Raw genomic sequence first — 25,084 nt, forward strand, 5'->3', positions numbered from 1 at the left:
CTCGACGAGGTCGTCGAACGAGATGACCTCGGCTTTGATGAAGCCCTTCTCGAAGTCGGTGTGGATGACCCCCGCCGCTTGCGGAGCCTTCCAGCCCTTGCCGATCGTCCACGCGCGAGCCTCCTTGGGCCCGGCGGTGAGATACGTCTGCAGCCCGAGCGTGTCGAAGCCGATGCGCGCGAGCTGGTCGAGACCCGACTCCTCCTGACCCGTCGACGCGAGCAGCTCGGCGGCGTCCTCGGGGTCGAGGTCGATGAGCTCGGACTCGATCTTCGCGTCGAGGAACACGGCCTGCGCGGGAGCGACGAGCTCTGCGAGGGCCGCCTTCTTCGCGGCATCCGTCAGCACGCTCTCGTCGACGTTGAAGACGAAGATGAACGGCTTGGCCGTGAGCAGGCCGAGCTCCTTGATCGGAGCGAGGTCGAGACCGGATGCCGACAGCAGCTGCCCGCGCTGGAGAGCCTCCTGCGCGGCGAGGGCGGTCGAGAGCACGGCCGGGTCGATCTTCTTGCCCTTGACGTCCTTCTCGAAACGCGGGATCGCCTTTTCGAGCGTCTGGAGGTCGGCGAGCTGCAGCTCGGCGTTGATCGTCTCCATGTCGCCCTTGGGGTTCACCGCCCCCTCGACGTGCACCACGTCGTCGTCGTCGAAACCGCGCACGACCTGGGCGATGGCATCCGCCTCACGGATGTTCGCGAGGAACTGGTTGCCCAGCCCCTCCCCCTCGCTCGCGCCGCGCACGATGCCGGCGATGTCGACGAAAGACACGGTGGCGGGGAGGATCCGCTCACTGCCGAAGATCTCGGCCAGCTTGTTCAGCCGCGGGTCGGGCAGGCTCACCACCCCGATGTTGGGCTCGATGGTCGCGAACGGGTAGTTCGCCGCGAGCACCTGATTCTTGGTCAGGGCGTTGAAGAGGGTGGACTTGCCGACGTTGGGCAGTCCGACGATTCCGATGGTGAGAGCCACGGGCATCCAGTCTACGTGGGGGCGCGACGGAGCCCCGCGCCCCGACGACGCCTAGGCTGGCCGGATGCGGTTCGCTCACGTGACTCTCGCAGCACCCCTCGACCTCCGCGAGTTCTACGGTGGTCGACTCGCACTCCCGCTCGACGGCAACGCGATCGTCATCGGCGAGACGCGACTCACTTTCCGGCTCGAAGACGGCGGAGCCTTCTATCACTTCGCCCTGCTCGTGCCAGGTGACCGCTTCGACGCGGCGCTCGAGTGGGCGCGAGGCCGGGTCGAGCTGCTGGGCGACGTCCTCGACTTCGCGTTCTGGGATGCGCGCGCCGCGTACTTCCACGACCCGGCGGGCAACATCGTCGAGCTCATCGCCCACCGCGGATTCGAAGAGAACGGGCGCTCCGGGCCGTTCGACGCGGACGAGCTCATCGGATTCTCAGAGCTCGGCCTCGTCGGCGATCGGCACCAGCTGCTGCGTCAACTCGAAGAGGTCGGGTTTGCGCTCTGGGCCGGCGGGATCGACGAGGTCGACAGCCTCGGCTTCGTCGGAGAGAAGGGACGCACCCTCATCCTGACCCGGCCGGGGCGCGGCTGGCTCCCGACGGGACGACCGGCGAAGCCGCATCCGGTCTCCATCGAGTTCGGCGGGCCGGAGGCGACGAGGTTCGTGTTCGACCCGCGCACGGCCGACCCGCAGTAGGGCTCGCTCAGCCGAGCAGCTCCACCAGCCCGCGCAGATCGGTCACGATGTGGTGCGGCTCGCTCTCGAGGTCGGCGCCGCGCCGGTCGATCCACACGGCCGTCAAACCCGACGCGCGTGCGCCGCCGACGTCGGCGTGCTGGTTGTCGCCGATATGGATGGCTTCGTCGCCCGCGACGCCCATGCCCGACACCGCGGCCGCGAAGATCGCCGGATCGGGCTTCTGCGCCCCCACCTCGCCCGACACGAGGATCGCGTCGAAGTGGGGCGTGAGCTCCACCGCGTCGAGCTTCGCGCGCTGCAGATCGCTCGGACCGTTGGTGATGATCGAGGTGCGGATGCCGCGCCGGCGGCACTCCGCGAGCACGTCGACCGCCTCGGGGTACAGCGTCCACGCGGCGGTCTCGATCCTCCACTGCAGTTGTGCAGCGTCCTTCGCGGCGTCGTCGAGGTCGTCGACGTCGAATTGCGACAGCGCTCGGCGCCAGACCCCTGCCATGACGACGTCGGTCGGGACGCGACCGACCATCCACTCGTCTCCGATCTCGTCCCACTGCTCGGTCCACGCGCGACGATGCACGGCATCCACGTCGGCAGCCGTCAGCCCGTGCCGCTCGGCCACACCGGCGGCCACACGCACGAGCACATCGTCCATGTGGTCGTCGCGCAACAGGGTGCCGTCGAGGTCGAAGCAGACTCCGCGGATCATTCGCTCTCCTCTGTCGGATCGGCCCGTCGGCGAGACGTGTACCGGAAGGACGCCGTGACGTACGGCACCTCCACTATGCCGTCGCGATCCGACACCCCGGGCAGCTCGAGCACATCCGCCACCGCCCGCACCACGTGCGCCCGCTCGTCGGGCGACAAGAGCGGGAAGTAGCTGCGCGACCGCACGTCGGCGACGATCTCGTCCTTCGTCGTCCGCCGCACCCACTCCGCGAAGTGGCGCTCGACCGCCTCGAACGCGTCGCCCATCGCCGGATCCTCCACCTCGCCGCGGAAGTGGTCGCCGTCGGCCCGCATCGCGGCGCCGAGGTCGCGCACCCACGGGCTCCGCTCGTCGCGAAGGTTCCACACGAGTCCCAGCCGCCCGCCGGGTCGGAGCACGCGCGCGGCCTCGGCGGATGCCGCATCCGCATCGACCCAGTGCCACGCCTGAGCGAACGTGACGACATCGACGGATGCCGGAGGCAGCGGCATCCGCTCCCCCGACCCCGCCATCGCCTCGACGTGCGGAAGGGCCCGCTGCAGTTCGGCGAGCATGCTCGCCGACGGCTCGACCGCGATCACACGGCGCCCCGGGCGCTCCAGCAAACGCGTGAACTTGCCCGTGCCGGCGCCCACGTCGACGACGACCTCGGCGTCGTCGCCCACGAGCCAGTTCACCGACTCGATCGGATACGAAGGACGCGCTGCGTCGTACTCGGCAGCCACCGAGTCGAAGGATGCCGCGGGATCACTCATCGCGACTCGCCACGGGGTCGACGCGCCACCGCATGAGGACGTTCCCCGACTCCTCCCACGCGCGGGTCTCGAGCAGCTTGAGCGCGACGGGCGGTCTCGTGTCGAACAGCGGAACCCCGCGACCCGCGATGAGCGGGAACGTCACGAGGTGCAGCTCGTCGACGAGCCCCGCCTCCATGAGGTCGTTCCACAGGAGCCGGCCGAGAAGCACGAGGATCCCGCGCCCCTCCGTCTGCTTCATCGCGGCCACCTCGCGCCGGGCGTCGGCGAGGCGCACGATGCGGGTGTTCGCGTACGGCGAGATGTCCGCCTCGGCCACGGTGTCGGAGACGACGACCTTCTCGACCGCGAGGATCAGGTCTGCGAACTCGCGGCGGATGGCCGTGGCATCCGCCGATTCGCGGACTCCGCTCCAGTACCTCATGTTGCCGAGGAAGGAGCGCCGACCCGACAGCAGGAGCGTGTCGGACTCGCGCAGGAGACTCGTCGTGTAGTGGTCGAACGTGTCGGCGCCGCGGTAGTCGGGGTGCTGGTGCTCGAAGAACGAGACGATGTCGTGGGTGTCGTCTTCGTAGCGGCCGTCGACCGTGACGAAGTTGCAGACGGTCAGCGTGCGCGAGCTCATGGTCGCACCGCCCGGTACGCCCGCGTGACGTACGGCAGGTCGACGGTCGCGTCGCCCACCGCCCCGAGCTCGTCGAAGAGCTCGGCGAGCCCCGCCTCTATGCGCTCCCGCTCGTCGGGCGGCGCGGTGATGATGTAGCTGCGCGACCGCGCCATGTCGAAGAGCGCGTCGCGCGTCATCGGGCGCGACCAGTGCCACGATTGCTCCTCGAGCCCCGTGAACGGCGCGGCGACCGTCGGGCCGCCTTCCGCGATCATCTCCTCGGCGCGACTGCCGTGCATGATCCCGGTGAGACGCCGCACCCATGGCTCGTCGTCGTCGCGCACATTCCAGATGAGGCCGAGCACGCCACCGGGACGCAGCACGCGCGCGACCTCGGCCGACGCGGGCACGGGGTCCACCCAGTGCCACGCCTGCCCCAGCACGACCGCGTCGAGCGACGCGTCAGGCAGCGGAAGACTCTCGGCCGTCCCGACGAACGTCGGCACCCGACGCACGTTGTCGCGCAGCACGCCGAGCATCTCGGCATCCGGATCGATCGCGACGACCTCGGCGCCCGCCTCGACGACCGCGCGCGTCAGCTTTCCCGTGCCGGCGCCGACATCGGCGACGCGCAGACTGTGCCCGTCGCGGCGGGCGGGGGCGAGCAGCCACGCGACCGCGTCGGCCGGGTACTCGGGTCGTCCTGATTCATAGACGGATGCCGCGGACCCGAACGACCTCGACATCTCTTCGCGGGTGGCCATGCCTCGACCCTACGACCCCGCCCCGACACGCGCGGTTCTCCGGAGTTCCGCGCCGACCGCCGGGCGCGCACCCCGTCGCTGCGCGGCGGCGCGGGCGGCTGCCTCCGTCTTCTCCGGAGTTGCGCACACGTCGGTCGTCCGGCGTGCCTGCCGCCGGACGTCGGAGGTGCGGGTGATGCTGAACAGGTGCCACTGGACTTCACCGCGATCGACTTCGAGACGGCGAACTCCAGCAGTGCGTCGGCGTGCGCGGTGGGCCTCGCCCGGGTGCGCGGCGGCGAAGTCGTGGAGACGAAGGGTTGGCTCATCCAGCCGCCGTTCCCGCACGACCAGTTCTTCGAGCTCAACACGCGCATCCACGGGCTGACGGCCGAAGACGTCGTCGGCGCGAAGACCTGGAGCGAGCAGCTCGCCGACCTCCGCGAGTTCTGCGGGTCGGACGTGCTCGTCGCGCACAACGCGGGCTTCGACATGACCGTGATCCGGCGCGCCTGCGAGGTGACGGGCGACGACTGCCCGCCGTACGAATACGTGTGCAGCCTCCAGCTCGCGCGGCGCGTGTACCGCCTCGAGTCGTATCGGCTCCCGTCCGTGGCCGCCGAGGCCGGCTTCGCCGAATTCGCGCACCATGACGCCGCCGCCGACGCTCTCGCGTGCGCCCACATCATGATCGACGCCGCGCGGCGAGTCGGCGCACGAGACATCCGGTCGCTCGCCGAGCTCGCACGCATCGGCGTCGCGCGGATCGCCGTGCCCGAGCCCGCCGAGAAGACGCCGGTCGCGCCGGAGGCCACGCCTGTCGAGCTCCTCCGGTGGGAGCAGCAGACGCTCTTCGAGTTCGCCTGACGCGCCGGCGCGCGGCGTCGTGCGACTGCGATGTCGGAGGGCCCCGTCATCCTGTTCGCATGGACGCACTCGTCATCGTCGCGATCGTGATCGCGTGTCTCGCCGCCGGCGCCCTCGCCGGGTGGGCGGCCGGGCTCGCGCGCGCCGCCGCGCGCTCCGCACGCGAGCACGCCGATCTGCGCGCACGACTCGCCGCCGCCGAGGCGGCACGGGCGGGCATCCAGGCGCAGCTCGAGCACCAGCAGCTCCTCTACCGCGAGCTGGCTGCGCAGACCCGGTCCGACCAGGTTGCGCGCGAAGAGCGCGAGCGGCGCGAGCAGGCCGTACTGCGCGCGCTCGCACCCGTGCACGAGACGCTGCAGACGATGCAGCTCAAGGTCGACGAGCTCGAGCGCGAGCGCCACGCCCAGTTCGGCACGCTCGCCGAGCAGCTGCGACGCGCACACGAATCCGACGAGGCTCTGCGCGCGACCACCGAGTCGCTCGCGAGCGCGCTGCGGTCGGGCGCGACGCGAGGCGTGTGGGGCGAGACGCAGCTCCGGCGTGTCGTCGAGGCGGCGGGACTCACACGGTACGTCGACTTCGACCTGCAGACGACGGTGAAGACGGATGCCGGGGCCGGTCGCCCCGACATGGTGATCCGCCTCCCCGGCGACAAGGCGATCGCCGTCGACGCGAAGGTCCCGCTCGACGCGTACCTCGAGGCGAGTGCGATCCCGTTCACGGCCGTCGGCGCCGAGGCGGCCCGTCGCCGCGCGCTGCTCGAGCGGCACGTGAGGGCCGTCCGCGCCCACGTCGACTCTCTCGCGAAGAAGAGCTATTGGCAGGGGCTGTCATCGAGCCCCGAGTTCGTCGTGTGCTTCGTGCCGAGCGAGTCGCTGCTCGCAGCCGCGCTCGAAGAGGATCCGGCGCTCCTCGACTACGCGTTCGGCAAGCGCGTCGCCCTCGCGTCGCCCGTCAACCTGTGGGCCGTGCTGAAGACGGTCGCCTACGCGTGGACGCAGCAGGACGTGTCGCAGGAGGCTCGCCGACTGTTCGACCTCGGCAACGAGCTGTACCAGCGGCTCGGGAGCCTCGCAGGTCACACCGACGACCTGCGCCGGGCGATCGAGCGCACGATCGACAGTTACAACAAGCTCGCGGGATCCCTCGAATCGCGGGTGTTCGTGAGCGCGCGCCGATTCCCCGGGATCGACGAGACGAAGCTCGACGCCCTCGCGGCACCCGAGACGATCGACAAGTCGCCGCGCCGGCTCACCGCGCCCGAGCTGCTCGAGGGCCTCGCGATCGACGACGAAGCGCCGGTGCTCGAAGAGCCGCCGGCGCTGGAGGAACCGCCCGTGCTCGACGCGCCCGCGATCGGGGCCGACGTCGGAGAGGTGCGCCACCGCATCGGCCCGTGAGGCCGAGGACACGTGCGCGCACACCTGCGGGTCAGACGCCGCCTGGGATGAGGCTCATGAGCGCGATCACGGCACCCGAGATGACGACGAAGGCGCCGATCATCCACCACGGCGAGAGCTCGTGACCCTCTTCGCGCCGCACGCGCAGCAGCACGTCAGGGCGACGTGCCGGATCGATGGCGTTCGCCACGACAGCGTGGGCGCCGGTCTGCGGCTTGGGCTCGCTCACCGGTGCGGTCATCGTCTAACTCCTCCAGTCTGCGGAAACGGACTGCGTCGACGCCGACGACTCGTTCGATTTTGCCAGACGAATCTGGACATCCGGCGCATGCCGGCGTCACGAACCGATCACGAAGCGGTCACGGTCGAATCGTTCCGATGCGCGCAGGTCACAGCCACTTCGACGTGAGGTGCTCCGATGAGATGCGCCGCAGCGTGCCGGATGCGCCGCGCAGCACGACACTCTCGGTGTAGACGTAGTCACCCTCGCGACGCACGCCCGCGACGAGCTGTCCGTCGGTGACTCCCGTCGCGACGAAGATCGTGTTCGAGCCTCGCACGAGCTCGTCGGCCTCGTACACGTAGCCGTCCATCTTGAGCCCTGCGTCGATGCCGCGCTGGCGCTCATCGTCGTCGCGCGGCCACAGCCGACCCTGGATGTGACCGCCGAGCGCCTTGATCGCGCACGCGGTGACGATCCCCTCGGGGCTGCCGCCGATGCCGACGCACATGTCGGTGCGCGCGTCGTGACGAGCCGCGTTGATGCCGCCCGCGACGTCGCCGTCGGTCATGAGGCGCGTGCCCGCGCCCGCCTCGCGGATCTCGCGGATGAGCTGATCGTGACGCGGCCGGTTCAGCACCGACACGACGATCTCGTCGACCGGCTTGCCGAGCGCCTTCGCGAGCCGGCGGATGTTCTCGCCGATGGGCAGCCGGATGTCGACGACCCCGACTCCCGCAGGCCCCGTGACGAGCTTGTCCATGTAGAAGACGCTCGACGCGTCGAGCATCGTGTCGTGGTCCGAGACCGCGATGACCGAGAGGGCGTTGTTGCGTCCGGCCGCTGTGAGCGATGTGCCGTCGATCGGATCGACGGCGACGTCGCACTTGGGGCCGCGCCCTGTGCCGACCTTCTCGCCGTTGAAGAGCATGGGCGCCTCGTCCTTCTCGCCCTCGCCGATCACGATGCGGCCGTCGAAGTCCACGGTCGTGAAGAACGCGCGCATCGCGTCGACCGCCGCACCGTCCGCCTTCTCCTTCTCGCCGCGGCCGATCCACGGCACGGAGCGGATCGCCGCGGCCTCCGTGGCGCGCACCAACTCGAGTGCGAGGTTGCGATCGGGACGAAGCGGACTCATGTCGGCGGTCAGGCTCACCATATGCGTCAGCCTAATCTCCGGATGTCGCGAACCCACGTGCTTATCGTCATTCGAGCGCGAAGGAATTCGGTTTCTTTCACGGGCGGCAGAACGAGCGTCCGCTTTCGCGCGCGCGGTGGGCCACCGCATCCGCCTCGCCGAAGGCGCTTCGCTAGAGTGACCGTGCAGGCCGAAACGACCGTGCGCCGAACCCCCGCGCGCACGACAAGCAAGGAGCAACACATGCCCGTCGCCACCCCCGAGCAGTACGCCGACATGCTGGACCGCGCGAAGGCCGGCGGCTTCGCGTACCCCGCGATCAACGTCTCGAGCTCGCAGACCATCAACGCCGTGCTGCAGGGGCTCACCGAGGCCGGGTCGGACGGCATCCTCCAGGTGTCGACGGGCGGCGCCGACTACTTCGCGGGTCACACCGTCAAGGCCCGCGCGACCGGTGCGATCGCGTTCGCGAAGTTCGCCACCGAGGTCGCCAAGTCGTACCCCATCACGGTCGCCCTGCACACAGACCACTGCCCGAAGGAGGCGCTGCCGACCTTCGTGCTGCCGCTGATCGAGGCCTCCGAGGAAGAGATCAAGGCCGGCCGCGGCCCGCTGTTCCAGTCGCACATGTGGGACGGCTCGGCCGTGCCGCTCGACGAGAACATCCAGGTCGCGAAGGACCTCCTCCCCCGCATGCGCAACATCAACGCGATCCTGGAGATCGAGGTCGGCGTCGTCGGGGGTGAAGAGGACGGCATCAAGCACGAGGGCTCGAACGACGCGCTGTACACGACGGTCGCCGACGTCACGAAGGCGGTCGAGGCGCTCGGCCTCGGTGAGAACGGCCGCTACATCTCGGCGCTCACCTTCGGCAACGTGCACGGCGTCTACAAGCCCGGCAACGTCAAGCTGCGTCCCGAGCTGCTCGGCGAGATCCAGCAGGGCATCGCCGAGCGCTTCGGCACCGGCCCCAAGCCTCTCGACCTCGTCTTCCACGGCGGCAGCGGCTCGTCCGACGAAGAGATCGCGACGGCCGTCTCGCATGGCGTCGTCAAGATGAACATCGACACCGACACGCAGTACGCGTTCACGCGCTCCGTCGCCGGCTTCATGTTCCAGAACTACGACGGCGTGCTCAAGGTCGACGGCGAGGTCGGCAACAAGAAGGCCTACGACCCGCGCGCGTGGGGCAAGATCGCCGAATCGGCGATGGCCGCGCGCGTCGTCGAGGCGACGCAGCAGCTCGGATCGCACGGCAAGAGCCTGGCGGCCTGACCGACTCAACGGATGCCGCGGCCTTCGTCCACCGGACGGGCCGCGGCATCCGCGTTTCGACGCGCCCGCTCAGGACGTCAGCGCACCGCGACGTCGTCGTAGCGCATGAGCACCGTCCCGTCCGCCGCGCGCACCTCGATCGCGCTGATCGCGTCGAGGTCCATCGCCGTCCCGGCCGAGAGCCGCGCCGATGATCCCGGACCCGCGCGCCACGTCGACACCGGCTCGTCGGTGCCGTCCGCGCCGACGACGGCGAGCACGTACACCCACCCGTCGGCGGGCGCATCGCCGGCATCCGACTCCGGGTAGCTGCATTCGAGGTCTATGCGCGTTCCCCAGGCGACCGACGTCAGGCGCACGGATGCCTCGATCGGCACTCCCGCGACGTCCTCCAGCACGAACTCGGCGGTGGGTCGCGGCGTGAACGACGAGATCGCGATCGGCACACCGATGCCGACCACGAGCGCGAGCGCCGCGGCGACGCCGACCGCCCACCACGTGCGTCGGCGTCGGCGCCGGGCACGCGTCAGCGACGCGATGCCCGCGCGCACGGCGTCGGCGTCGAGGCCGCGGCCCTCGGCGGCATCCGCGTCTCTCTCGTTCTCGCCCTCGTGGATGCGCTCGGCGCGCTCGGGCGCGATGCGCGACAGGAGGCCGACCGTGGGCGTCAGCTCGGCGATGGCCCGGCGGCAGGTCGCGCACTCGTCGAGGTGCGCCTCGTAGGCGCGGCGATCCGCCGCCGAGAGGGCGCCCAGCACGTACGCGGCGTCCCACTCGGCGAAGATCGCGTGATCGGGGTTCATCGGGTCACCCCCCTCTCCTGGAGCGCGAGGCGCAACGCGCGCAGGCCGTAGTGGAGCCTCGACTTGACAGTCCCCTGCGGGATGTCGAGTGCGGCGGCGGTCTGGGCGACGCTCATGCCGCCGTAGTACGCCTTGACGATGACCGCGCGATGCTCGGCGCTGAGCGCGGCGAGCGCCTCCTCGATGAGGAGCGTCTCGAACAGCGCGTCGGTGTCGTCCTGCCGCTCGCCGTCGGGCACCTCGGCGACGATGCGCTCATGCCGCCGACGCGCGCTCCGGGCCTCGTCGATCACGAGGTGACGCGCGACCGTGATCATCCACGCGCGGGTCGTCGACGGATCCTGCTCGAGGATCCGGGGCGTGCGCCACGCACGAAGCAGCGTCTCCTGCACGATGTCGTCGGCACCCGCGCGATCGCCCGTCAGGTGCACCACGTAGCGCCACACCGGCTTGGCGTGGGCCTCGAAGAGCGCCGTGAGGCGGGCGGCGTCGTCGGGCGGCATCCGGTCACCTCCTCCTCGTTGAGTTCACGAGACGGCGCCCGGATCGGTTCAGCCCGTCGGAGGGTTCGAGATGTACTGCGAGAACGCGGGGTCGCCCAGCAGCGGGATCGCGATGCACACGTACACGACCGCGAATGTGACGACGGCGCCGACGAGCGGGATCCACCACGCCAGGCGGCCGCTGCGGAGCCTTCGGACGGCGAGCAGGGCCGTCACGATGTAGCCCACGACGAGCACGATCGCGGCGATGAGGCCCCACGACCGAGCGGAGTCGACGTTCGTGAAGTCGCCCGGGATGCCCATGATCCGCATCGCGCGCTCGGCGACCGCCGGCAGGTCGAGGAACGAGATCGCGGTGAGCACGACGTTGATCGCGCCGTAGACGAGGAGGGCGATCGTCGCGATGCGGTCGGCCGGATGCGGGCGCAGCACAGGACCCTGCGGATCGACGCGGGCAGCGACGCTCGGCGCAGCCGGCGGGGCGACGGCATCCGCGCCGGGCGAATACACCCACGCGGCCTGCGGATCGCGGATGTGCGCGCGCTGCTCCTCGGGCGTCGCGTACTCGCCGTACTGCGGACGCGGACGCTCGTCTCGGCGCGAGGCGTCGGTCACGAGCGGCTCCGTCCGCCGAGCGCGCGCTCGTCGCGGCGGCCCGACTGGTCCTGGCGGAGTTCCTTGGGCAGCGAGAAGATGAGGTCCTCCTCGGCGGTGCGCACCTCTTCGACGTCGGCGTAGCCGGCGCCCGCGAGCTCGGCGAGCACCTCCTGCACGAGCACCTCGGGCACGGAGGCGCCGCTGGTCACGCCGACCGTCTCGACGCCGTCGAGCCACTCCTGCTGCACCTCGTCGGCGTAGTCCACGCGGTACGCGGCCTTGGCGCCGTTCTCGAGCGCGACCTCGACGAGCCGCACGCTGTTCGACGAGTTCGCCGAACCCACGACGATGACGAGATCCGCCTCGCGCGCGACCTTCTTGATCGCGACCTGGCGGTTCTGGGTCGCGTAGCAGATGTCGTCCGACGGCGGGTCCTGAAGCTGCGGGAAGCGGGTGCGCAGGCGTCGCACCGTCTCCATCGTCTCGTCGACCGAAAGCGTCGTCTGCGACAGCCACACGACCTTCGAAGGATCGCGCACCTCGACGGTGTCGGCCTCGTCAGGCGAGTTCACGATCGTCACATGGTCGGGCGCCTCACCGGCCGTGCCCTCGACCTCTTCATGGCCGAGGTGGCCGATCAGGAGGATCTGGTGGTCGTCGCGCGCGAAGCGCACCGCCTCGCGGTGGACCTTGGTCACGAGCGGGCACGTGGCGTCGATGGCCTGAAGCCCGCGATCGGATGCCGCGGCCACGACCGCGGGCGAGACGCCGTGCGCGCTGAACACGACGTGGGCGCCCTCCGGGACCTCGTCGACCTCCTCGACGAAGATCGCGCCCTTGGCCTCGAGCTCGGTCACCACATGGATGTTGTGCACGATCTGCTTGCGCACGTAGACCGGTGAGCCGAACCGCTCCAACGCCTTCTCCACAGCGATGACGGCGCGATCGACACCGGCGCAGTATCCCCGGGGAGAGGCAAGCAGCACCCGCTTGCGACCGGCCACCGGGATATCCTTGAGGCGCTCCCGCCGCCGCGGAACGCGGGGAACGGGCATCCGTACGGCCTGAGAAGTCACCCCTCGAGTCTACGTGGCGGGCCCTGTGCACCGGCCGAGCGCTCCCGCCCCCGCGAACACCCGCACGTCCGAGAGGATCGCATGACGACGTCCCAGCCCCACGGGTCGAACGGGCGCGGCGGCCCCGCGTTCGCGGCGCAGCAGGTTCCCGGCGAGGCGCCCCCGCCCGACTCGGTGCACCCGCGCGATTCGACTCCGCAGGCGCCGACGTCGGTCTCGCGGCTCAACGAGACGATCCGCGCCTTCATCGACGGGTGGGGCTCGGTGTGGGTCGAGGGCGAGATCACGTCGTGGAACGTTCGCGGCGGCGCCGTCTACGGCGGCCTGAAAGACCTCGGCACCGAAGCGGCCATCCAGTTCCGCATCTGGTCGAGCACGCGCCAGCGCCTTCCCGCCGACCTCAAGGTGGGCGACCACGTGATCGCGTGCGTCAAGGCCGACTACTACCCGAAGACGGGCGCGTTCAGCTTCGCGGTGTCATCGATGCGGCACGTGGGCCTGGGCGATCAGCTCGAGCGGCTCGAGCGGCTGCGCGTCCAACTCCGCAGCGAGGGGCTCTTCGATCCTGCGCGCAAGAAGCCGATCCCGTTCCTGCCGCACGTCATCGGGCTCATCACGGGCGAGAACTCGGATGCCGAGAAGGATGTGCGCCGCAACGCCGAGCTGCGCTGGCCGCAGGTCACGTTCCGAACGAAGTACGCGGCCGTGCAGGGCGATCGCTGCGTGCCCGAGACGATCGCGGCCCTCAAGGCGCTCGACGCGGCCCCCGATGTCGATGTGATCATCATCGCGCGCGGCGGCGGCGACCCGCAGACCCTCCTCGGCTTCAGCGACGAGCGGCTGGTGCGCGCGGTCGCCGCGGCGCATACGCCCGTCGTGAGCGCGATCGGCCACGAGAACGACCACCCGCTGCTCGACGACGTCGCCGACCTGCGCGCGTCGACGCCGACGGATGCCGCCAAGCGCGTCGTCCCCGACGTGGCCGAGCAGCGCGCCCTCGTCGCGCAGCTGCGTTCGCGCATGACGACGCGCCTCACGCAGCGCCTCTCGCACGACATCGCGCAGCTCGAGCAGCTCCGTTCGCGTCCCGTCCTGCGCTCGCCCGAGTCGATGATCGACTCCCGTTCGCAGCAGCTGTGGATGCACACGTCGCGCGGCCGGGAGATCATCGAGCGCCGCCTGTCGCACGAGGCACGGGCGACCGCCGAGCTGCGCGCGACGCTGCGGGCCCTCTCCCCCGCCGCGACGCTTGCGCGTGGCTACGCGATCGCCCACCTGACCGAAGGCGACATCGTGCGCGACGCCGAGCAGGCCCCCGCGGGGTCGACCGTCCTTGTGCGCGTCGGCCGCGGGTCGTTCTCAGCCCGCTCCGAGGGCCCGGTCCGGGAGGACGAGGGCGAGACCGCCCTGACGGATGCCGCGGAGCGGGAACCTAGGATGGAAGCATGACCGCGCCGAACGAGAACCTCGACGTGTCCGGGCTCTCCTTCGAGCAGGCCCGCGACGAGCTCGTGCGGGTCGTGCACGAGCTCGAGCAGGGTGCCCCCACGCTCGAGCACTCCCTCGCGCTGTGGGAGCGCGGCGAGGCGCTCGCCGCTCGCTGCGAGGAGTGGCTCGTCGGAGCGAAGCGCCGGCTCGATGCCGCGCGCGCGTCGGCCGAGACGGGCCCGGGAACGGGGTCGTGATGGCCAAGCAGACGCGCATCGTCGCCGAGCTCGGGCGCCCCGAGACGCCCGAGGAGGCGGCCGAGCGCAAGGCCGCGCACTCGGCCGCGTACCGGTCGAGCCAGAACGTCCGCAACCTCATCGCGGCTCTCATCGTGACGCTCGGCGTCGTGCTCGTCGTCATCTTCGCGGTGCCGCGCGGCACGCCACCGCCCCAGGATGACATCGACGTCGCGGCCGTCGCGGAGCGCATCTCCGAGAACGAGGGCCGGGCGCTCGTCGTGCCGCGCGTTCCCGACGAATGGCGGGTGAATCTCGCGCAGGTCGACGGCGACACCACCCGTGCGTGGACGATCGTCTACGTCCCGGGCGAGGAGCAGGGCTTCGTGCGCGTCGCTCAGGGATTCGACGCAGACCCTGCGTGGACCACGCGTGTGCTGCGCGGTGCCGACGCCGACGAAACGGTGACACTCGACGGCGTCGAGTGGACGCGGTACGACATACCCGACCCGGATGCCGCCGGCAACGTGACGAGTGCGCTCAGCGCCCAGGCGGGCACGGACGTCGTGCTCGTCTACGGAAATGCGCCCGAGGCCGACATCGAGCGGACCGCCGAGTCCGTCTCCTGGCAGGTGCACGAGCTTCAGGAGGCCGCGGAGTGACCGACGAGCAGCCGACACCGCGAAAGGTGTGGGACGAGATGCGGCGCGGCAACGCCCGCTTCGTGAGCGGCGAGCCGCGGCATCCGCGTCAGGACGTCGACCGTCGCCACGAGCTCGCGCATCACCAGCGGCCGCGCGCCGCGCTGTTCGGCTGCGCCGACTCGCGACTGGCGGCCGAGATCATCTTCGACAAGGGCCTGGGCGACCTGTTCGTGGTGCGCAATGCCGGCCAGGTCGTGTCCGACTCGGTCGTCGGCAGTCTCGAGTACGCGGTGGCGGTGCTCGAGGTACCGCTCATCGTCGTGCTCGGCCACGACGAGTGCGGTGCGGTTGCGGCGGCGATCGAGAGCACGAACCCGGATGCCGCGCCCCTCCCGCCGCACATCTGGAGGCTCATCGCGCCGATCGTGCCCGCCGTACGGCGCGTGCAGCGCGAGCTGTCGCAGGCGGGGCAGCCGGTCGATCACATCGACGCCGAGCACGTCGGACGCGAGCACCTGCGCGACACGGTCGCCGAACTGCTCCACTCGTCCGAGCTCATCAGCGACGCGATCGCCGAGGGCCGCCTCGCGATCGTCGGGGCGAACTACCGACTCGAAGAGGGCACCGCGGTGCCCGACATCATCGTGGGACCCGCGGACGCGGAGCCCCTCGCATCCTGAACACCGGAGGAACGACGAAGTGACCGACATCGAGTACCGCATCGAGCACGACACGATGGGCGAGGTGCGCGTGCCCAAGGACGCCCTGTACGCCGCGCAGACGCAGCGTGCCGTGGAGAACTTCCCGATCTCGGGCGACCCGCTCGAGCCGGCGCAGATCGTCGCCCTCGCGCGCATCAAGAAGGCGGCGGCCCAGGCGAACAAGGAGCTCGGCACGCTCGACGGCGACATCGCCGACGCGATCGTCCGCGCAGCCGACCGCATCATCGCGGGCGAGTTCGCCGACCAGTTCCCGATCGACGTCTACCAGACCGGCAGCGGCACGTCGTCGAACATGAACATGAACGAGGTCCTCGCGACGCTCGCGACCCAGGACCTCGGCCGCACCGTCCACCCGAACGACCACGTCAACGCGTCGCAGTCGTCCAACGACGTGTTCCCCACCTCCGTGCACATCGCCGTCACGCAGGAGATCATCGACGACCTCATCCCGGCGCTCGACCACCTCGCGGTGTCGCTCGAGAAGAAGGCCGACGAGTGGAAGGACGTCGTCAAGTCCGGCCGCACCCACCTCATGGACGCGACGCCGGTCACGCTCGGCCAGGAGTTCGGCGGGTACGCGCGCCAGATCCGGCTCGGCATCGAGCGCGTGCAGGCGGTGATCCCCCGCGTCGCGGAGGTCCCGCTCGGAGGCACCGCCGTCGGCACGGGCATCAACACGCCGCTCGGCTTCCCGCAGAAGGTGCTCGAGTTCATCGTCGCCGACACCGAGCTGCCCATCACCGAGGCGAAGGACCACTTCGAAGCGCAGGCGAACCGCGATGCGCTCGTCGAGGCATCCGGCGCGCTGCGCACGATCGCCGTGTCGCTCACCAAGATCAACAACGACCTGCGCTGGATGGGCTCGGGCCCGAACACGGGTCTCGGCGAGTTGCGCATCCCCGACCTGCAGCCCGGCTCCTCGATCATGCCCGGCAAGGTCAACCCGGTCGTCCCCGAAGCCGTGCTGATGGTGTGCGCGCGCGTCATCGGCAACGACGCGACGATCGCGTGGGGCGGCGCATCCGGCCTCTTCGAGCTCAACGTGGCGATCCCGGTCATGGGCACCGCGCTCCTCGAGTCGATCGAGCTGCTCGCGAACGCGTCCCGCCTCCTCGCCGACAAGACGATCGACGGCCTCGAGGCGAACGTCGAGCGAGCGGCGGCCTACGCGGGCATGTCGCCGTCGATCGTGACGCCGCTGAACAAGGTCATCGGCTACGAGGCGGCGGCCAAGATCGCGAAGCACGCCGTCGCGAACGGCATCACCATCCGCGAGGCGGTCATCGACCTCGGCTACGTCGAGCGCGGCGAGATCACCCTCGAGGAGCTCGACCAGAAGCTCGATCTGCTGTCGATGACACGCGCCGGCTGAAACGGATGCCGCTGTGGGCCCCCTGGCGCGATAATCAGGGGGTGAGCCGCACTCCCCGCCCGATCTCGGCTCGTGCCCGGATCCTGGGTGCGATCCTCGCGGTCGCGTGCGTGGGACTCGCGATCGTCGGGAGCGTGACGTTCCTCGTGCAGCGCGAGAACGTGATCAACGAGATCGACAACCGCCTGCGGTCCCAGGTCGAGCAACTGAAGATCATCAGCGGCGACACCGAAGACACGGATGCCGAGGCGTCGGAAGGATCCGCGTCCACCGCACGCGATACGATCGACATCGACGAGTTCGACAGCGTCGTGGAGTTCATGAAGGCGGCGGTCGGACGCCTCGTCCCCGCCCGGAACGAGGGCGGCCTCGGCGTCATCGACGGCGAGGCGCGATTCCGGCCGACGACGCTCTCGGGGTTCGACATCTCGGAGAACGAGACGCTCATCGAGCGCGCCGTCGCCGAGGCGCAGAGAAGCCGCGACGGCGTGCTGGGCACGGCGGTCACCGACGAGGGCTCGCTGCGGTACATCGCGATCCCGGTGGAGAAGGAGAACGACGACTCGCGGGGAGTGTACATCCGCGCGGTCGACCTCGCCGCCGAGCTTCAGCCGGTCACGATCGCGATCATGACGTACTGGATCGCGGCGATCGCGGTGCTCGCGGCCGTCGGCGTCGTGGGCTGGTTCGTCGCCGGACGCCTGCTCTCTCCGATCCGGCAGCTCCGCGACGCCGCCGACGCCATCACGATCAGCGACCTGTCTCCGCGGCTTCCCACGCAGGGCAACGACGACATCGCCGACCTCACGCGCACGGTGAACTCGATGCTCGATCGCCTGGAAGGCTCCGTCGACGTCCAGCGGCAGCTCCTCGACGACGTGCGACACGAGCTCAAGACGCCCATCACGATCGTGCGCGGGCACCTCGAGATGATGGACCCCCGCAACGTGGCCGACGTCGAGAGCACGCGCGCGATCGGCATGGCCGAGCTCGACCGCATGACGCGGCTCGTCGAGGACATCGACCTGCTCGCGGCCGTCGAGGGCGATGCCTTCGACATGAAGGAGGTCGACCTCGCCGCGCTCACGGCCCGCATCGGAGAGCTCGTCGCGGTGATCCCGGGGCACGAGTGGCGGGTCGAGGCGTGCGCCGAGGGCCACGTCATGGGCGACCAGGACCGCCTCCTGCAGGCGTGGCTCCAGCTCGCCGACAACGCGGCGAAGTACACACCCGAGGGGTCGCCGATCGAGATCGGCAGCGCGCTCGACGACACCGAGGCGAGGCTGTGGGTCCGCGACCACGGCCCGGGCATCCCGCCCGCGGCGCGGCACCGCATCTTCCGCCGTTTCGACCGCGCCCACGGCAAGCGCTCGGTCGGCGGGTCCGGACTCGGGCTCGCGATCGTCGATGCGATCACGAAGGCGCACAACGGCCAGTGCGTCGTCACCGACACGCCCGGAGGCGGCGCTACATTCACGATCGGGCTGCCGTTGCCGACCGCCGAGCTTCCGGCGCCCGTGCGAGCCGGCGACGTCGTGCTGCAGAGGGAGGCATCCGGATGACGACGATCCTCATCGTCGAGGACGAGCCGCGGATCGCCGCGTTCGTGAGCCGCGGGCTGGAGTCCGCGGGGTACCAGACGACCATCGTCGACGACGGTCCCGAGGCGCTCGAGGTCATCCTGCGCGGCGAGGCCGATCTCGTGCTGCTCGACGTCGGGCTGCCGACGATGGACGGGTTCGAGGTGCTGCGCAATCTTCGCGGCCAGGGCTCGATCATCCCCGTCATCATGCTGACGGCGCGCTCCAGCACGCGAGACACCGTGGAGGGGCTCGACTCCGGCGCGAACGACTACGTGTCGAAGCCGTTCACGTTCGATGAGCTGCTCGCGCGTGTGCGCTCACGACTGCGCGAGACCGCGGGCGCCCCGCCGACCACGCTCACGCACGGCGACGTCGTCCTCGACATCCTCGCGCGCCGCGCGACGGTGGGCGGCCGCGAGGTCGACCTGTCCGCGCGGGAGTTCTCGCTCGCCGAGCAGTTCCTGCGCAATCCGGGCCAGGTGCTCACACGCGAGCAGCTGCTCAGCCGCGTGTGGGGACTGGACTTCGACCCGGGCTCGAACGTCGTGGACGTCTACGTGCGCTACCTGCGCGGCAAGCTCGGCCCCGAGCACATCGCGACCGTGCGAGGTGTCGGCTACCGCTGGGAATGACGGATGGCGCGCGAGCGCGTGCTCGTGCGGTGTCTCGCCTGCGGCTCACGCGGATCATGAGAAGGCCCCCGACGCTGGGGAACGCCGGGGGCCTGGGAAGGGCCGGGGCTGGGGAACACCGGCCGTCAATCGCGTCTGTCTGGGGAATAGCGCGATTGATCCTCTCGCGATCCGGGCCACCAGTCGCGGCGGTCACCAGGTCGCCCGCCGTTTCCGGCGGAATCCTTGTCACGTGGGCCGAAGCGGTCTCCGCCGCGGTCGCGCAGGCGCTCGATGAACTCGCGCACGCGCTCCTCGTCCCATCCGCGCTCGCGAGCCCACTCTCGCGCGCGCTCCCACGAGCCCGTTCGCTCGGCCTCGCGCACGAGCGACTCCTCGTCGGAAGCGCTCGGCGCCTCGGGCTGCGCATCGGGGATGCGATCGGCCTGAGGCGTGACCGTGACGTCACGCGGCTCAGGAGCCGGCACCGTCACGGGCGTGCTCGTCGGCGCAGCCGGGCGACTCACGACCGGCTTCGGCGTCGCGTTCGCGTGCGACGGGACGACGATCGCCCCCTCCCCGATCGCCACGCCTGCCTCGTCGGCCAGGGCGGCGGAATGGGTGAGCGCGACAGCGCAGGCGACAGCCACGCTCGCCGCGACGCTCATGGCGCCGCCGACGACGAACCGTGTCTGGGTCTGCATGTCCTTCTCCCCGATCAGAAGGGCGCGGAGTATCCGTCCTCCTTCAATGTTCGCAGAGTCTCATGAGACAAGAAGGAGACTGCGATGAGACTCCTCTCATCGTTCAGAGGGCTTCGCCGCCCTCCAGGAGGTCCGTCACGAGGGCGGCGATCGCCGAACGCTCCGACCGCACAAGGGTCACGTGACCGAACAGCTCGTGCCCCTTCAAGGTCTCGATCACCGACGCGACGCCGTCATGGCGGCCGACGCGGAGATTGTCGCGCTGGCCGACGTCGTGGGTCAGAACGACCCGCGAGTTCTGGCCGATGCGACTGAGCACCGTGAGCAGGACATTCCGCTCGAGCGACTGCGCCTCGTCGACGATCACGAACGCGTCGTGGAGCGAGCGGCCGCGGATGTGCGTGAGCGGAAGCACCTCGAGCAGCCCGCGCGCGATGACCTCCTCGATGACGTTCGCCGACACGACCGACCCGAGCGTGTCGAAGACCGCCTGGGCCCACGGGTTCATCTTCTCCTGCTGGTCGCCGGGGAGGTACCCGAGCTCCTGCCCGCCCACCGCGAACAGCGGCCGGAACACGACGACCCGCTTCTGCACCTGCCGCTCCAGCACGGCTTCCAGGCCCGCGCAGAGCGCGAGCGCCGACTTGCCCGTGCCGGCCCGGCCGCCGAGCGACACGATCCCGACGTCGGGATCCAGCAGAAGGTCGATCGCGATGCGCTGCTCGGCAGAGCGCCCGTGCAGCCCGAAGACCTCGCGGTCACCGCGCACGAGCCGGTACGCGCCGTCGCCCGTCACGCGGCCGAGTGCCGATCCGCGCTCGGAGTGGATGATGAGGCCCGTGTTCACCGGAAGCCCGCGCACGTCGTCGCTCGTGGCGACCTCGCTCTCATAGAGGTCGCTCACCTCGTCGCCCGAGATGTCGATCGTGGCGATGCCCGTCCAGCCCGAGTCGACGGCCTGCTCGGCGAGGTACTCCTCGGCCGTGATGCCCAGCGACGCAGCCTTCACGCGCATCGGGAGGTCCTTCGAGACGATCGTGACGTCGCCGCCGTCGGCGGCGAGGTGCATCGCGACGGCGAGAATCCGCGAGTCGTTGTCGGCGAGACGGATGCCGGACGGCAGCACCGACGAGTCGGTGTTGTTGAGCTCGACACGCAGGGTCCCGCCCTCGCCCACGGGCACCGGGAAGTCGAGGCGCCCGTGCTCGATGCGCAGTTCGTCGAGGTACCGCAGCGCCTGGCGCGCGAAGTATCCGATCTCCGGGTCGTGACGCTTGCCCTCGAGCTCCGAGATCACCACGACGGGGATCACGACGTTGTGCTCCGCGAAGCGGAAGAGGGCGCGGGGGTCGCTCAGCAGGACCGACGTGTCGAGCACGTAGGTCCGCAGGTCGTCCTGCTGTTCGATCGGCTCGTGCTCCGCCTGGTCGAGGCGGTTCCGCTGCTGGTGAGGTGCTCGTGAGGTCACAACCCGCTCCTGCCCCGGGCCTTCGCAGACCCGGCTGTCACGAGTCGACCGTCTGAGTCACGAGTCGCGATCCTTGCCGGCCGACTCGATCGGGTGCTCTACCCGATGCCTTGACCGTACGTCGGCGGAGCGACGGTTCCGGTCGGCGACACGCGGGCGGATTCCTCACCACACGCGCGCGGACGAGAACGCCGCGAGCGCGTCGCCGAACAGCCGCAGCGTGTCGGCCCCGGTGCCCACATGCGGCGAGACCCGGATGAGCCCCGCCCGCACGGTGACGGTCAGCCCGTGGTTCGCGAGCGACGCCGCGAGCGGCGCGGCGTCCTGAGCCGCGGGTGCGAGCGTCACGATCCCCGCGCGGTGCTCCGGCTCGCGGGGCGTGATCACGGGGATCTCATACCGGTCGGCGAAGAAGAGGACGTCCCTCGTGCGCTCCGCGATCTCGCGCTCGATGACGTCGACGCCGACGTCGCGCACGTCGCGGAGCGCGGTGGCCAGTCGTGCCACGGCGAGGTGGTCGGGTGCGCTGATGGTGAAGGCGCGCGCGGATGCCGCGGCCGGGGGCACTCCGGCGGCCGTGGGCTCGCCGTCGGCCCCCGCATGCCCGGACAGCACCGGTGCGATGCGCTGGAGGGCCCGCTCACCGAACCACGCGAAGCCCGTTCCTCGACCCGCGCGCAGCCACTTGTAGCCGTTCGCGCACACGACGTCGGCGGCGGCGTAGTCGGCGTCGACGACGCCGAACCCCTGGATCGCGTCGACGATGAAGAGCCGGTCGCCGATCACCTCACGCAGCGCGGTGAGGTCGGCGCGGTAGCCCGTGCGGTAGTCGACGAGGCTCACCGCGAGGGCGGCCGTGTCGTCGGTGAGCGCTTCGCGGACGACCTCGGGCGTGACGTAGCCGGTCTCGGGGTCGAGCCGCTGCAGCTGCGCCTTGCCGAAGGCATCCGCCGCCCGTGCGGCCGTCACCGTGATGCTCGGGAAGTCCTGCCGCGCGAGCATGACGCCGCCCTCGGCGAGGCCGTAGAGCGCGTGCATGAGGCCGTACGTCGTGGACGGCTGGAGGGTGACGTGCGACGGGTCGGTGCCGAGCAGTTCGGCGAGAAGTTCGCGCGCCTCGGCCTCGTGCTCCATGACGAGGTCGATGCCGGTGCGTCGGCCCGAGCCGAGGAGTTCGGCGTCAGCGTGGGACTCGGATCTCACCGACGGCGACAGCGGCCCGAACCGCGCCCAATCCAGATACCCGGGCTCGCCGTCGAACGAGGCCTGATAGGACTCCAGATCCATCACGGACACATTCTGGCATGCGGGCGTCGCGCGCATGCCCCTCGGGTTTCGCACACCGGGATCGCCCGGAATCCCGCGGATTCTCGGCGTGCGTCAGCCGCCGTACCGACGGTCGCGCTCGGCGTAGTCGCGGATCGCTCGCAGGAAGTCCACTTCACGCAGATCGGGCCCGAGCGCCTCCACGAAATAGAACTCGCTGTGCGCACTCTGCCACAGCAGGAAATCGCTCAGCCGCTGCTCGCCGGAAGTGCGGATGACGAGGTCGGGATCGGGAAGACCGCCCGTGTAGAGGTGCTCGCCGATCTGCTCGGGGGTGAGGCTGGCCGCGAGCTCCTCGAGCGACCCGCCGTCCTCGTCGTGCTTCGCGATGATGCTGCGCACGGCGTCGACGATCTCACCGCGCCCGCCGTAGCCGACGGCGAGGTTGACGTGCATGCCTGTGTTGTCTCGCGTGCGGTCCTGCGCCGCCTTCAGCACCGCGGCGAGCTCTTCGGGCAGGAGGTCGGCGCGCCCGACGTGCTGCACGCGGCGGTCAGTCCCGCGTGACAGCTCTTCGGCGAGCTCGGCGATGATCTCGATGAGGTCGGAGAGCTCCTTGGAGTCGCGCTTGGCGAGGTTGTCGTTCGACAGCAGGTACAGCGACACGACCTTGACTCCGACGGCATCGCACCAGTCGAGGAACTCCCGCATCTTCGCGGCTCCTGCCCGATGCCCGTGCGCGGCGGACTCGTACCCGAGCTGGCGCGCCCAGCGCCGGTTGCCGTCGATCATCATCGCGACGTGGTGCGGCACGACCTCGGGCGTCAGGCTTCGCCGCAGACGGTTGATGTAGAGGCGGTAGAGGGGTCCTCGCCCTTCGTTCGACCTCGTCGATGCCACTCCCCTACGCTACCGCTCACGCGCCGCGAAGGAACGCTGGAACCCGGTCCCACGACACACGACACCCGGTATGTTCCCTCTCCGGCATGCACGTGGCTTTAGCCTTGACAGATGAGCCGCCGCAAGCGCCGAGTGATCCCACCCGCCCCGGAGGTTCCGGTGCTCCCGCTCATGGACGCCGCCGACGTCGATGCGGCGAGACCCGAGATCCGCCCCACATGGCGCGGCTGGATCCACGCGGCCACGTTCCCCGTCGCGATCGCCGCGGGGATCGTGCTCATCGTGTTCGCGCAGGGCGGGCCCGCGAAGTGGGCGTCGGCGGTCTTCATGGCGACGTCGCTCCTGCTGTTCGGCAACTCGGCGCTGTACCACCGCTTCGACTGGAGCCCCACGACCAAGGCGGTCCTCAAGCGCATCGACCACGCGAACATCCTGCTGCTGATCGCCGGCACCTACACGCCGATCGCCGTTCTCGCCCTCCCAACGCAGAAGACGATCCTCCTGCTGTCGCTCGTGTGGGGCGGCGCGATCCTCGGGATCCTCTTCCGCGTGTTCTGGCTCGACGCGCCGCGCTGGCTCTACGTCGCCCTCTACCTCGTGCTCGGCTGGGCCGCCGTCATGTACATCGTCGACCTGTTCGAGGCGAACGCGGCGATGATGATCCTCGTGATCGTCGGCGGCGTGCTCTACACCGTCGGCGCGGTCGTGTACGCGATGAAGAAGCCCAACCCGTGGCCCGGCCACTTCGGCTTCCACGAGATCTTCCACGTGTGCACGGTCCTGGCGTTCCTGTGCCACTGGACGGCGTGCCTGCTCATCGCCCTCGATCCCGCGTATCACGCCGGCTGACCGCGCGACGGGTGGGGCGTCCGCTCAACTCGTGCGGTCGTCGCCCGCGGCATCCGTCGACTCGTCGTCGACCTCGGTCGCGCGCGTCGCCGCGGCGGCCTGCTCCTCGGCCTCGAGCTGCTCGTTGATGTCGGCGCGGACGCGGCCTCGGCGGATGCGGCGCATCATGTCCCACACGAGCAGGATCACCGCGATCGTGATGAACACGATGACCGCGAAGCCCCATGGCCCCGGCGTGACGAGGTCGGGGTCGACCTGGTCAGTCGGAGCGGGGGTCGCGGCGAGCGCGGCCAGCGGTCGAATCATGGTGTGTCCTCGTTCCGGCGCGGGAGCGCATAGCCTTGAAGTCCAGCCTAGTTCCGACGGGAAGCCATGACGACGCAGGACGTGCTCGACGACCGCTACGGCCGCACGCCGTCCCCGCGCCGCCGGTGGACGATCGTCGCCGCGATCGCGCTCGGGGTCGTCGTCGTGGCCGCCATCGCGTGGATCGCGATCGCCAACGCGGCCAACACCGTCGAAGCGCGCACGACGGCGTATCGCGTCGTCGACCGGCACTCCGTCGTCGTGAACTTCCAGCTCACCGCGCCGACCGGCCGCGCCATCGCGTGCGCGATCGAGGCGCAGGACGAGCAGCACGGCATCGTCGGGTGGAAGGTGGTCGAGTACGAGGCATCCGACGAGCCCGGGCGCGCCTTCAGCGAGACCGTCCCGACGGTCTCGCAGGCGACGACGGGTTTGGTCAACGCCTGCTGGGTGACGTAACCTGGAATCAACGTACGTCGATCGCGCCCTGGCCCGTGAGCCGGGGCGTTTGGCTTATCGACGTCACCCCCCGAACGAAGGAGACCGACGTGTCCACTGACGCACCGGTGACGTTCCTCACCCAGGATGCTTACGACCGCCTCGCCGCCGAGCTCGAGCACCTGTCGACCGTCG

29 protein-coding genes are annotated in these 25,084 nt (G+C 70.3%); 13 read left to right on the top strand and 16 right to left on the bottom strand.

The window, feature by feature from the left end; translation table 11 throughout:
- Positions 1 to 969 (bottom strand): redox-regulated ATPase YchF (ychF, locus tag VFF97_RS03295; RefSeq protein WP_325032068.1); only part of this gene is annotated, 969 nt, incomplete at its 3' end.
- Between the two features lie 64 nt (positions 970 to 1,033).
- Here ychF and VFF97_RS03300 point away from each other — a divergent pair.
- Positions 1,034 to 1,666 (top strand): hypothetical protein, encoded by a 633-nt coding sequence (locus VFF97_RS03300; protein WP_325032069.1) that lies wholly within the window; start codon positions 1,034 to 1,036, stop codon positions 1,664 to 1,666.
- Between the two features lie 7 nt (positions 1,667 to 1,673).
- Here the strand turns inward: VFF97_RS03300 and VFF97_RS03305 are convergent, their stop codons facing one another.
- Genes VFF97_RS03305 through VFF97_RS03320 form a run of 4 tightly spaced genes read right to left on the bottom strand, consistent with a single transcriptional unit; the run spans position 1,674 to position 4,501 of the window.
- Positions 1,674 to 2,375, bottom strand: a complete 702-nt coding sequence (locus VFF97_RS03305) for an HAD family hydrolase (RefSeq protein ID WP_325032070.1) — start codon at positions 2,373 to 2,375, stop codon at positions 1,674 to 1,676.
- Positions 2,372 to 3,130 (bottom strand): class I SAM-dependent methyltransferase, encoded by a 759-nt coding sequence (locus VFF97_RS03310; RefSeq protein WP_325032071.1) that lies wholly within the window; start codon positions 3,128 to 3,130, stop codon positions 2,372 to 2,374. Before VFF97_RS03310 ends, VFF97_RS03305 begins: the two co-directional genes overlap by 4 nt.
- Complete coding sequence (locus tag VFF97_RS03315; protein WP_325032072.1) at positions 3,123 to 3,755, bottom strand: dihydrofolate reductase family protein; 633 nt, start codon at positions 3,753 to 3,755, stop codon at positions 3,123 to 3,125. Before VFF97_RS03315 ends, VFF97_RS03310 begins: the two co-directional genes overlap by 8 nt.
- Entirely contained in the window at positions 3,752 to 4,501 is a 750-nt protein-coding gene (locus tag VFF97_RS03320; protein ID WP_325032073.1) for a class I SAM-dependent methyltransferase, read from the bottom strand. Before VFF97_RS03320 ends, VFF97_RS03315 begins: the two co-directional genes overlap by 4 nt.
- 186 nt (positions 4,502 to 4,687) lie before the next feature.
- Here VFF97_RS03320 and VFF97_RS03325 point away from each other — a divergent pair, with 186 nt between their 5' ends.
- Positions 4,688 to 5,347 (top strand): exonuclease domain-containing protein, encoded by a 660-nt coding sequence (locus VFF97_RS03325; RefSeq protein ID WP_325032074.1) that lies wholly within the window; start codon positions 4,688 to 4,690, stop codon positions 5,345 to 5,347.
- Between the two features lie 59 nt (positions 5,348 to 5,406).
- Positions 5,407 to 6,750 carry a DNA recombination protein RmuC gene (locus VFF97_RS03330; protein WP_325032075.1) on the top strand — a complete coding sequence of 448 codons (1,344 nt, stop codon included), beginning with the start codon at positions 5,407 to 5,409 and terminating at the stop codon, positions 6,748 to 6,750.
- Positions 6,751 to 6,781: 31 nt separating this feature from the next.
- Here VFF97_RS03330 and VFF97_RS03335 read toward each other — a convergent pair whose 3' ends face one another.
- Positions 6,782 to 6,991, bottom strand: coding sequence for a UDP-N-acetylmuramyl pentapeptide phosphotransferase (locus VFF97_RS03335; protein ID WP_325032076.1), 210 nt, complete (start codon positions 6,989 to 6,991; stop codon positions 6,782 to 6,784).
- 148 nt (positions 6,992 to 7,139) lie between these two features.
- A complete protein-coding gene (glpX, locus tag VFF97_RS03340) occupies positions 7,140 to 8,129 on the bottom strand; it encodes a class II fructose-bisphosphatase (protein ID WP_325032077.1) in 990 nt (329 codons plus the stop codon).
- Positions 8,130 to 8,351: 222 nt separating this feature from the next.
- On the opposite strand from glpX, the gene fbaA reads away from it, so the two are divergent.
- Complete coding sequence (gene fbaA / locus VFF97_RS03345; RefSeq protein WP_325032078.1) at positions 8,352 to 9,383, top strand: class II fructose-bisphosphate aldolase; 1,032 nt, start codon at positions 8,352 to 8,354, stop codon at positions 9,381 to 9,383.
- Between the two features lie 77 nt (positions 9,384 to 9,460).
- On the opposite strand, the gene VFF97_RS03350 is transcribed toward fbaA, so the two are convergent.
- Genes VFF97_RS03350 through VFF97_RS03365 form a run of 4 tightly spaced genes read right to left on the bottom strand, consistent with a single transcriptional unit; the run spans position 9,461 to position 12,341 of the window.
- Positions 9,461 to 10,186 (bottom strand): zf-HC2 domain-containing protein, encoded by a 726-nt coding sequence (locus VFF97_RS03350; protein WP_325032079.1) that lies wholly within the window; start codon positions 10,184 to 10,186, stop codon positions 9,461 to 9,463.
- Positions 10,183 to 10,689 (bottom strand): sigma-70 family RNA polymerase sigma factor, encoded by a 507-nt coding sequence (locus VFF97_RS03355; RefSeq protein ID WP_325032080.1) that lies wholly within the window; start codon positions 10,687 to 10,689, stop codon positions 10,183 to 10,185. The genes VFF97_RS03350 and VFF97_RS03355 overlap by 4 nt, the downstream gene beginning before the upstream one ends.
- Positions 10,690 to 10,737: 48 nt before the next feature.
- Positions 10,738 to 11,304, bottom strand: coding sequence for a DUF6264 family protein (locus tag VFF97_RS03360; RefSeq protein WP_325032081.1), 567 nt, complete (start codon positions 11,302 to 11,304; stop codon positions 10,738 to 10,740).
- Positions 11,301 to 12,341 (bottom strand): 4-hydroxy-3-methylbut-2-enyl diphosphate reductase, encoded by a 1,041-nt coding sequence (locus VFF97_RS03365; protein WP_325032095.1) that lies wholly within the window; start codon positions 12,339 to 12,341, stop codon positions 11,301 to 11,303. The genes VFF97_RS03360 and VFF97_RS03365 overlap by 4 nt, the downstream gene beginning before the upstream one ends.
- 102 nt (positions 12,342 to 12,443) lie before the next feature.
- Here VFF97_RS03365 and xseA point away from each other — a divergent pair, with 102 nt between their 5' ends.
- The 7 genes from xseA to VFF97_RS03400 are packed head-to-tail and all read left to right on the top strand — an operon-like array spanning position 12,444 to position 18,979.
- A complete protein-coding gene (gene xseA, locus VFF97_RS03370; protein WP_325032082.1) occupies positions 12,444 to 13,811 on the top strand; it encodes an exodeoxyribonuclease VII large subunit in 1,368 nt (455 codons plus the stop codon).
- Positions 13,808 to 14,047, top strand: a complete 240-nt coding sequence (locus VFF97_RS03375) for an exodeoxyribonuclease VII small subunit (RefSeq protein ID WP_325032083.1) — start codon at positions 13,808 to 13,810, stop codon at positions 14,045 to 14,047. Before xseA ends, VFF97_RS03375 begins: the two co-directional genes overlap by 4 nt.
- Positions 14,047 to 14,688, top strand: a complete 642-nt coding sequence (locus VFF97_RS03380; RefSeq protein ID WP_325032084.1) for a DUF4245 family protein — start codon at positions 14,047 to 14,049, stop codon at positions 14,686 to 14,688. Before VFF97_RS03375 ends, VFF97_RS03380 begins: the two co-directional genes overlap by 1 nt.
- Positions 14,689 to 14,726: 38 nt before the next feature.
- Entirely contained in the window at positions 14,727 to 15,350 is a 624-nt protein-coding gene (locus VFF97_RS03385) for a carbonic anhydrase (protein ID WP_325032096.1), read from the top strand.
- Positions 15,351 to 15,369: 19 nt separating this feature from the next.
- Positions 15,370 to 16,764: a class II fumarate hydratase gene (locus VFF97_RS03390; protein ID WP_325032085.1), complete on the top strand. Its 1,395-nt coding sequence runs from the start codon at positions 15,370 to 15,372 to the stop codon at positions 16,762 to 16,764.
- A 41-nt stretch (positions 16,765 to 16,805) separates the two neighbouring features.
- The gene (locus tag VFF97_RS03395; RefSeq protein WP_325032086.1) at positions 16,806 to 18,326 is read left to right on the top strand and encodes a HAMP domain-containing sensor histidine kinase; all 1,521 of its coding nucleotides are present in this window, start codon (positions 16,806 to 16,808) and stop codon (positions 18,324 to 18,326) included.
- Positions 18,323 to 18,979, top strand: a complete 657-nt coding sequence (locus VFF97_RS03400; RefSeq protein WP_325032087.1) for a response regulator transcription factor — start codon at positions 18,323 to 18,325, stop codon at positions 18,977 to 18,979. Before VFF97_RS03395 ends, VFF97_RS03400 begins: the two co-directional genes overlap by 4 nt.
- A gap of 125 nt (positions 18,980 to 19,104) precedes the next feature.
- Here the strand turns inward: VFF97_RS03400 and VFF97_RS03405 are convergent, their stop codons facing one another.
- From VFF97_RS03405 to VFF97_RS03420, 4 genes are all read right to left on the bottom strand, one after another.
- On the bottom strand, positions 19,105 to 19,662 hold the full coding sequence (locus VFF97_RS03405; protein ID WP_325032088.1) for a hypothetical protein: 558 nt from the start codon (positions 19,660 to 19,662) through the stop codon (positions 19,105 to 19,107).
- A gap of 103 nt (positions 19,663 to 19,765) precedes the next feature.
- Positions 19,766 to 21,070, bottom strand: a complete 1,305-nt coding sequence (locus VFF97_RS03410) for a PhoH family protein (protein ID WP_414684217.1) — start codon at positions 21,068 to 21,070, stop codon at positions 19,766 to 19,768.
- Between the two features lie 225 nt (positions 21,071 to 21,295).
- Positions 21,296 to 22,417 carry an aminotransferase class V-fold PLP-dependent enzyme gene (locus tag VFF97_RS03415; RefSeq protein ID WP_325032090.1) on the bottom strand — a complete coding sequence of 374 codons (1,122 nt, stop codon included), beginning with the start codon at positions 22,415 to 22,417 and terminating at the stop codon, positions 21,296 to 21,298.
- A 93-nt stretch (positions 22,418 to 22,510) separates the two neighbouring features.
- Positions 22,511 to 23,296, bottom strand: coding sequence for an isoprenyl transferase (locus VFF97_RS03420; RefSeq protein WP_325032091.1), 786 nt, complete (start codon positions 23,294 to 23,296; stop codon positions 22,511 to 22,513).
- Positions 23,297 to 23,407: 111 nt separating this feature from the next.
- Here VFF97_RS03420 and trhA point away from each other — a divergent pair, with 111 nt between their 5' ends.
- A complete protein-coding gene (gene trhA / locus VFF97_RS03425) occupies positions 23,408 to 24,145 on the top strand; it encodes a PAQR family membrane homeostasis protein TrhA (protein WP_325032092.1) in 738 nt (245 codons plus the stop codon).
- A gap of 24 nt (positions 24,146 to 24,169) precedes the next feature.
- Here trhA and VFF97_RS03430 read toward each other — a convergent pair whose 3' ends face one another.
- The gene (locus VFF97_RS03430; RefSeq protein ID WP_325032093.1) at positions 24,170 to 24,451 is read right to left on the bottom strand and encodes a hypothetical protein; all 282 of its coding nucleotides are present in this window, start codon (positions 24,449 to 24,451) and stop codon (positions 24,170 to 24,172) included.
- A gap of 66 nt (positions 24,452 to 24,517) precedes the next feature.
- Between VFF97_RS03430 and VFF97_RS03435 the strand changes: the two genes are divergently transcribed.
- Positions 24,518 to 24,910 (top strand): DUF4307 domain-containing protein, encoded by a 393-nt coding sequence (locus VFF97_RS03435; RefSeq protein ID WP_325032094.1) that lies wholly within the window; start codon positions 24,518 to 24,520, stop codon positions 24,908 to 24,910.
- Positions 24,911 to 25,084 lie beyond the last annotated feature (174 nt).

Origin of the sequence: Microbacterium sp. (genome assembly GCF_035687345.1) — a bacterium.
In the GTDB taxonomy this organism is placed as follows: Bacteria; Actinomycetota; Actinomycetes; order Actinomycetales; family Microbacteriaceae; genus Microbacterium.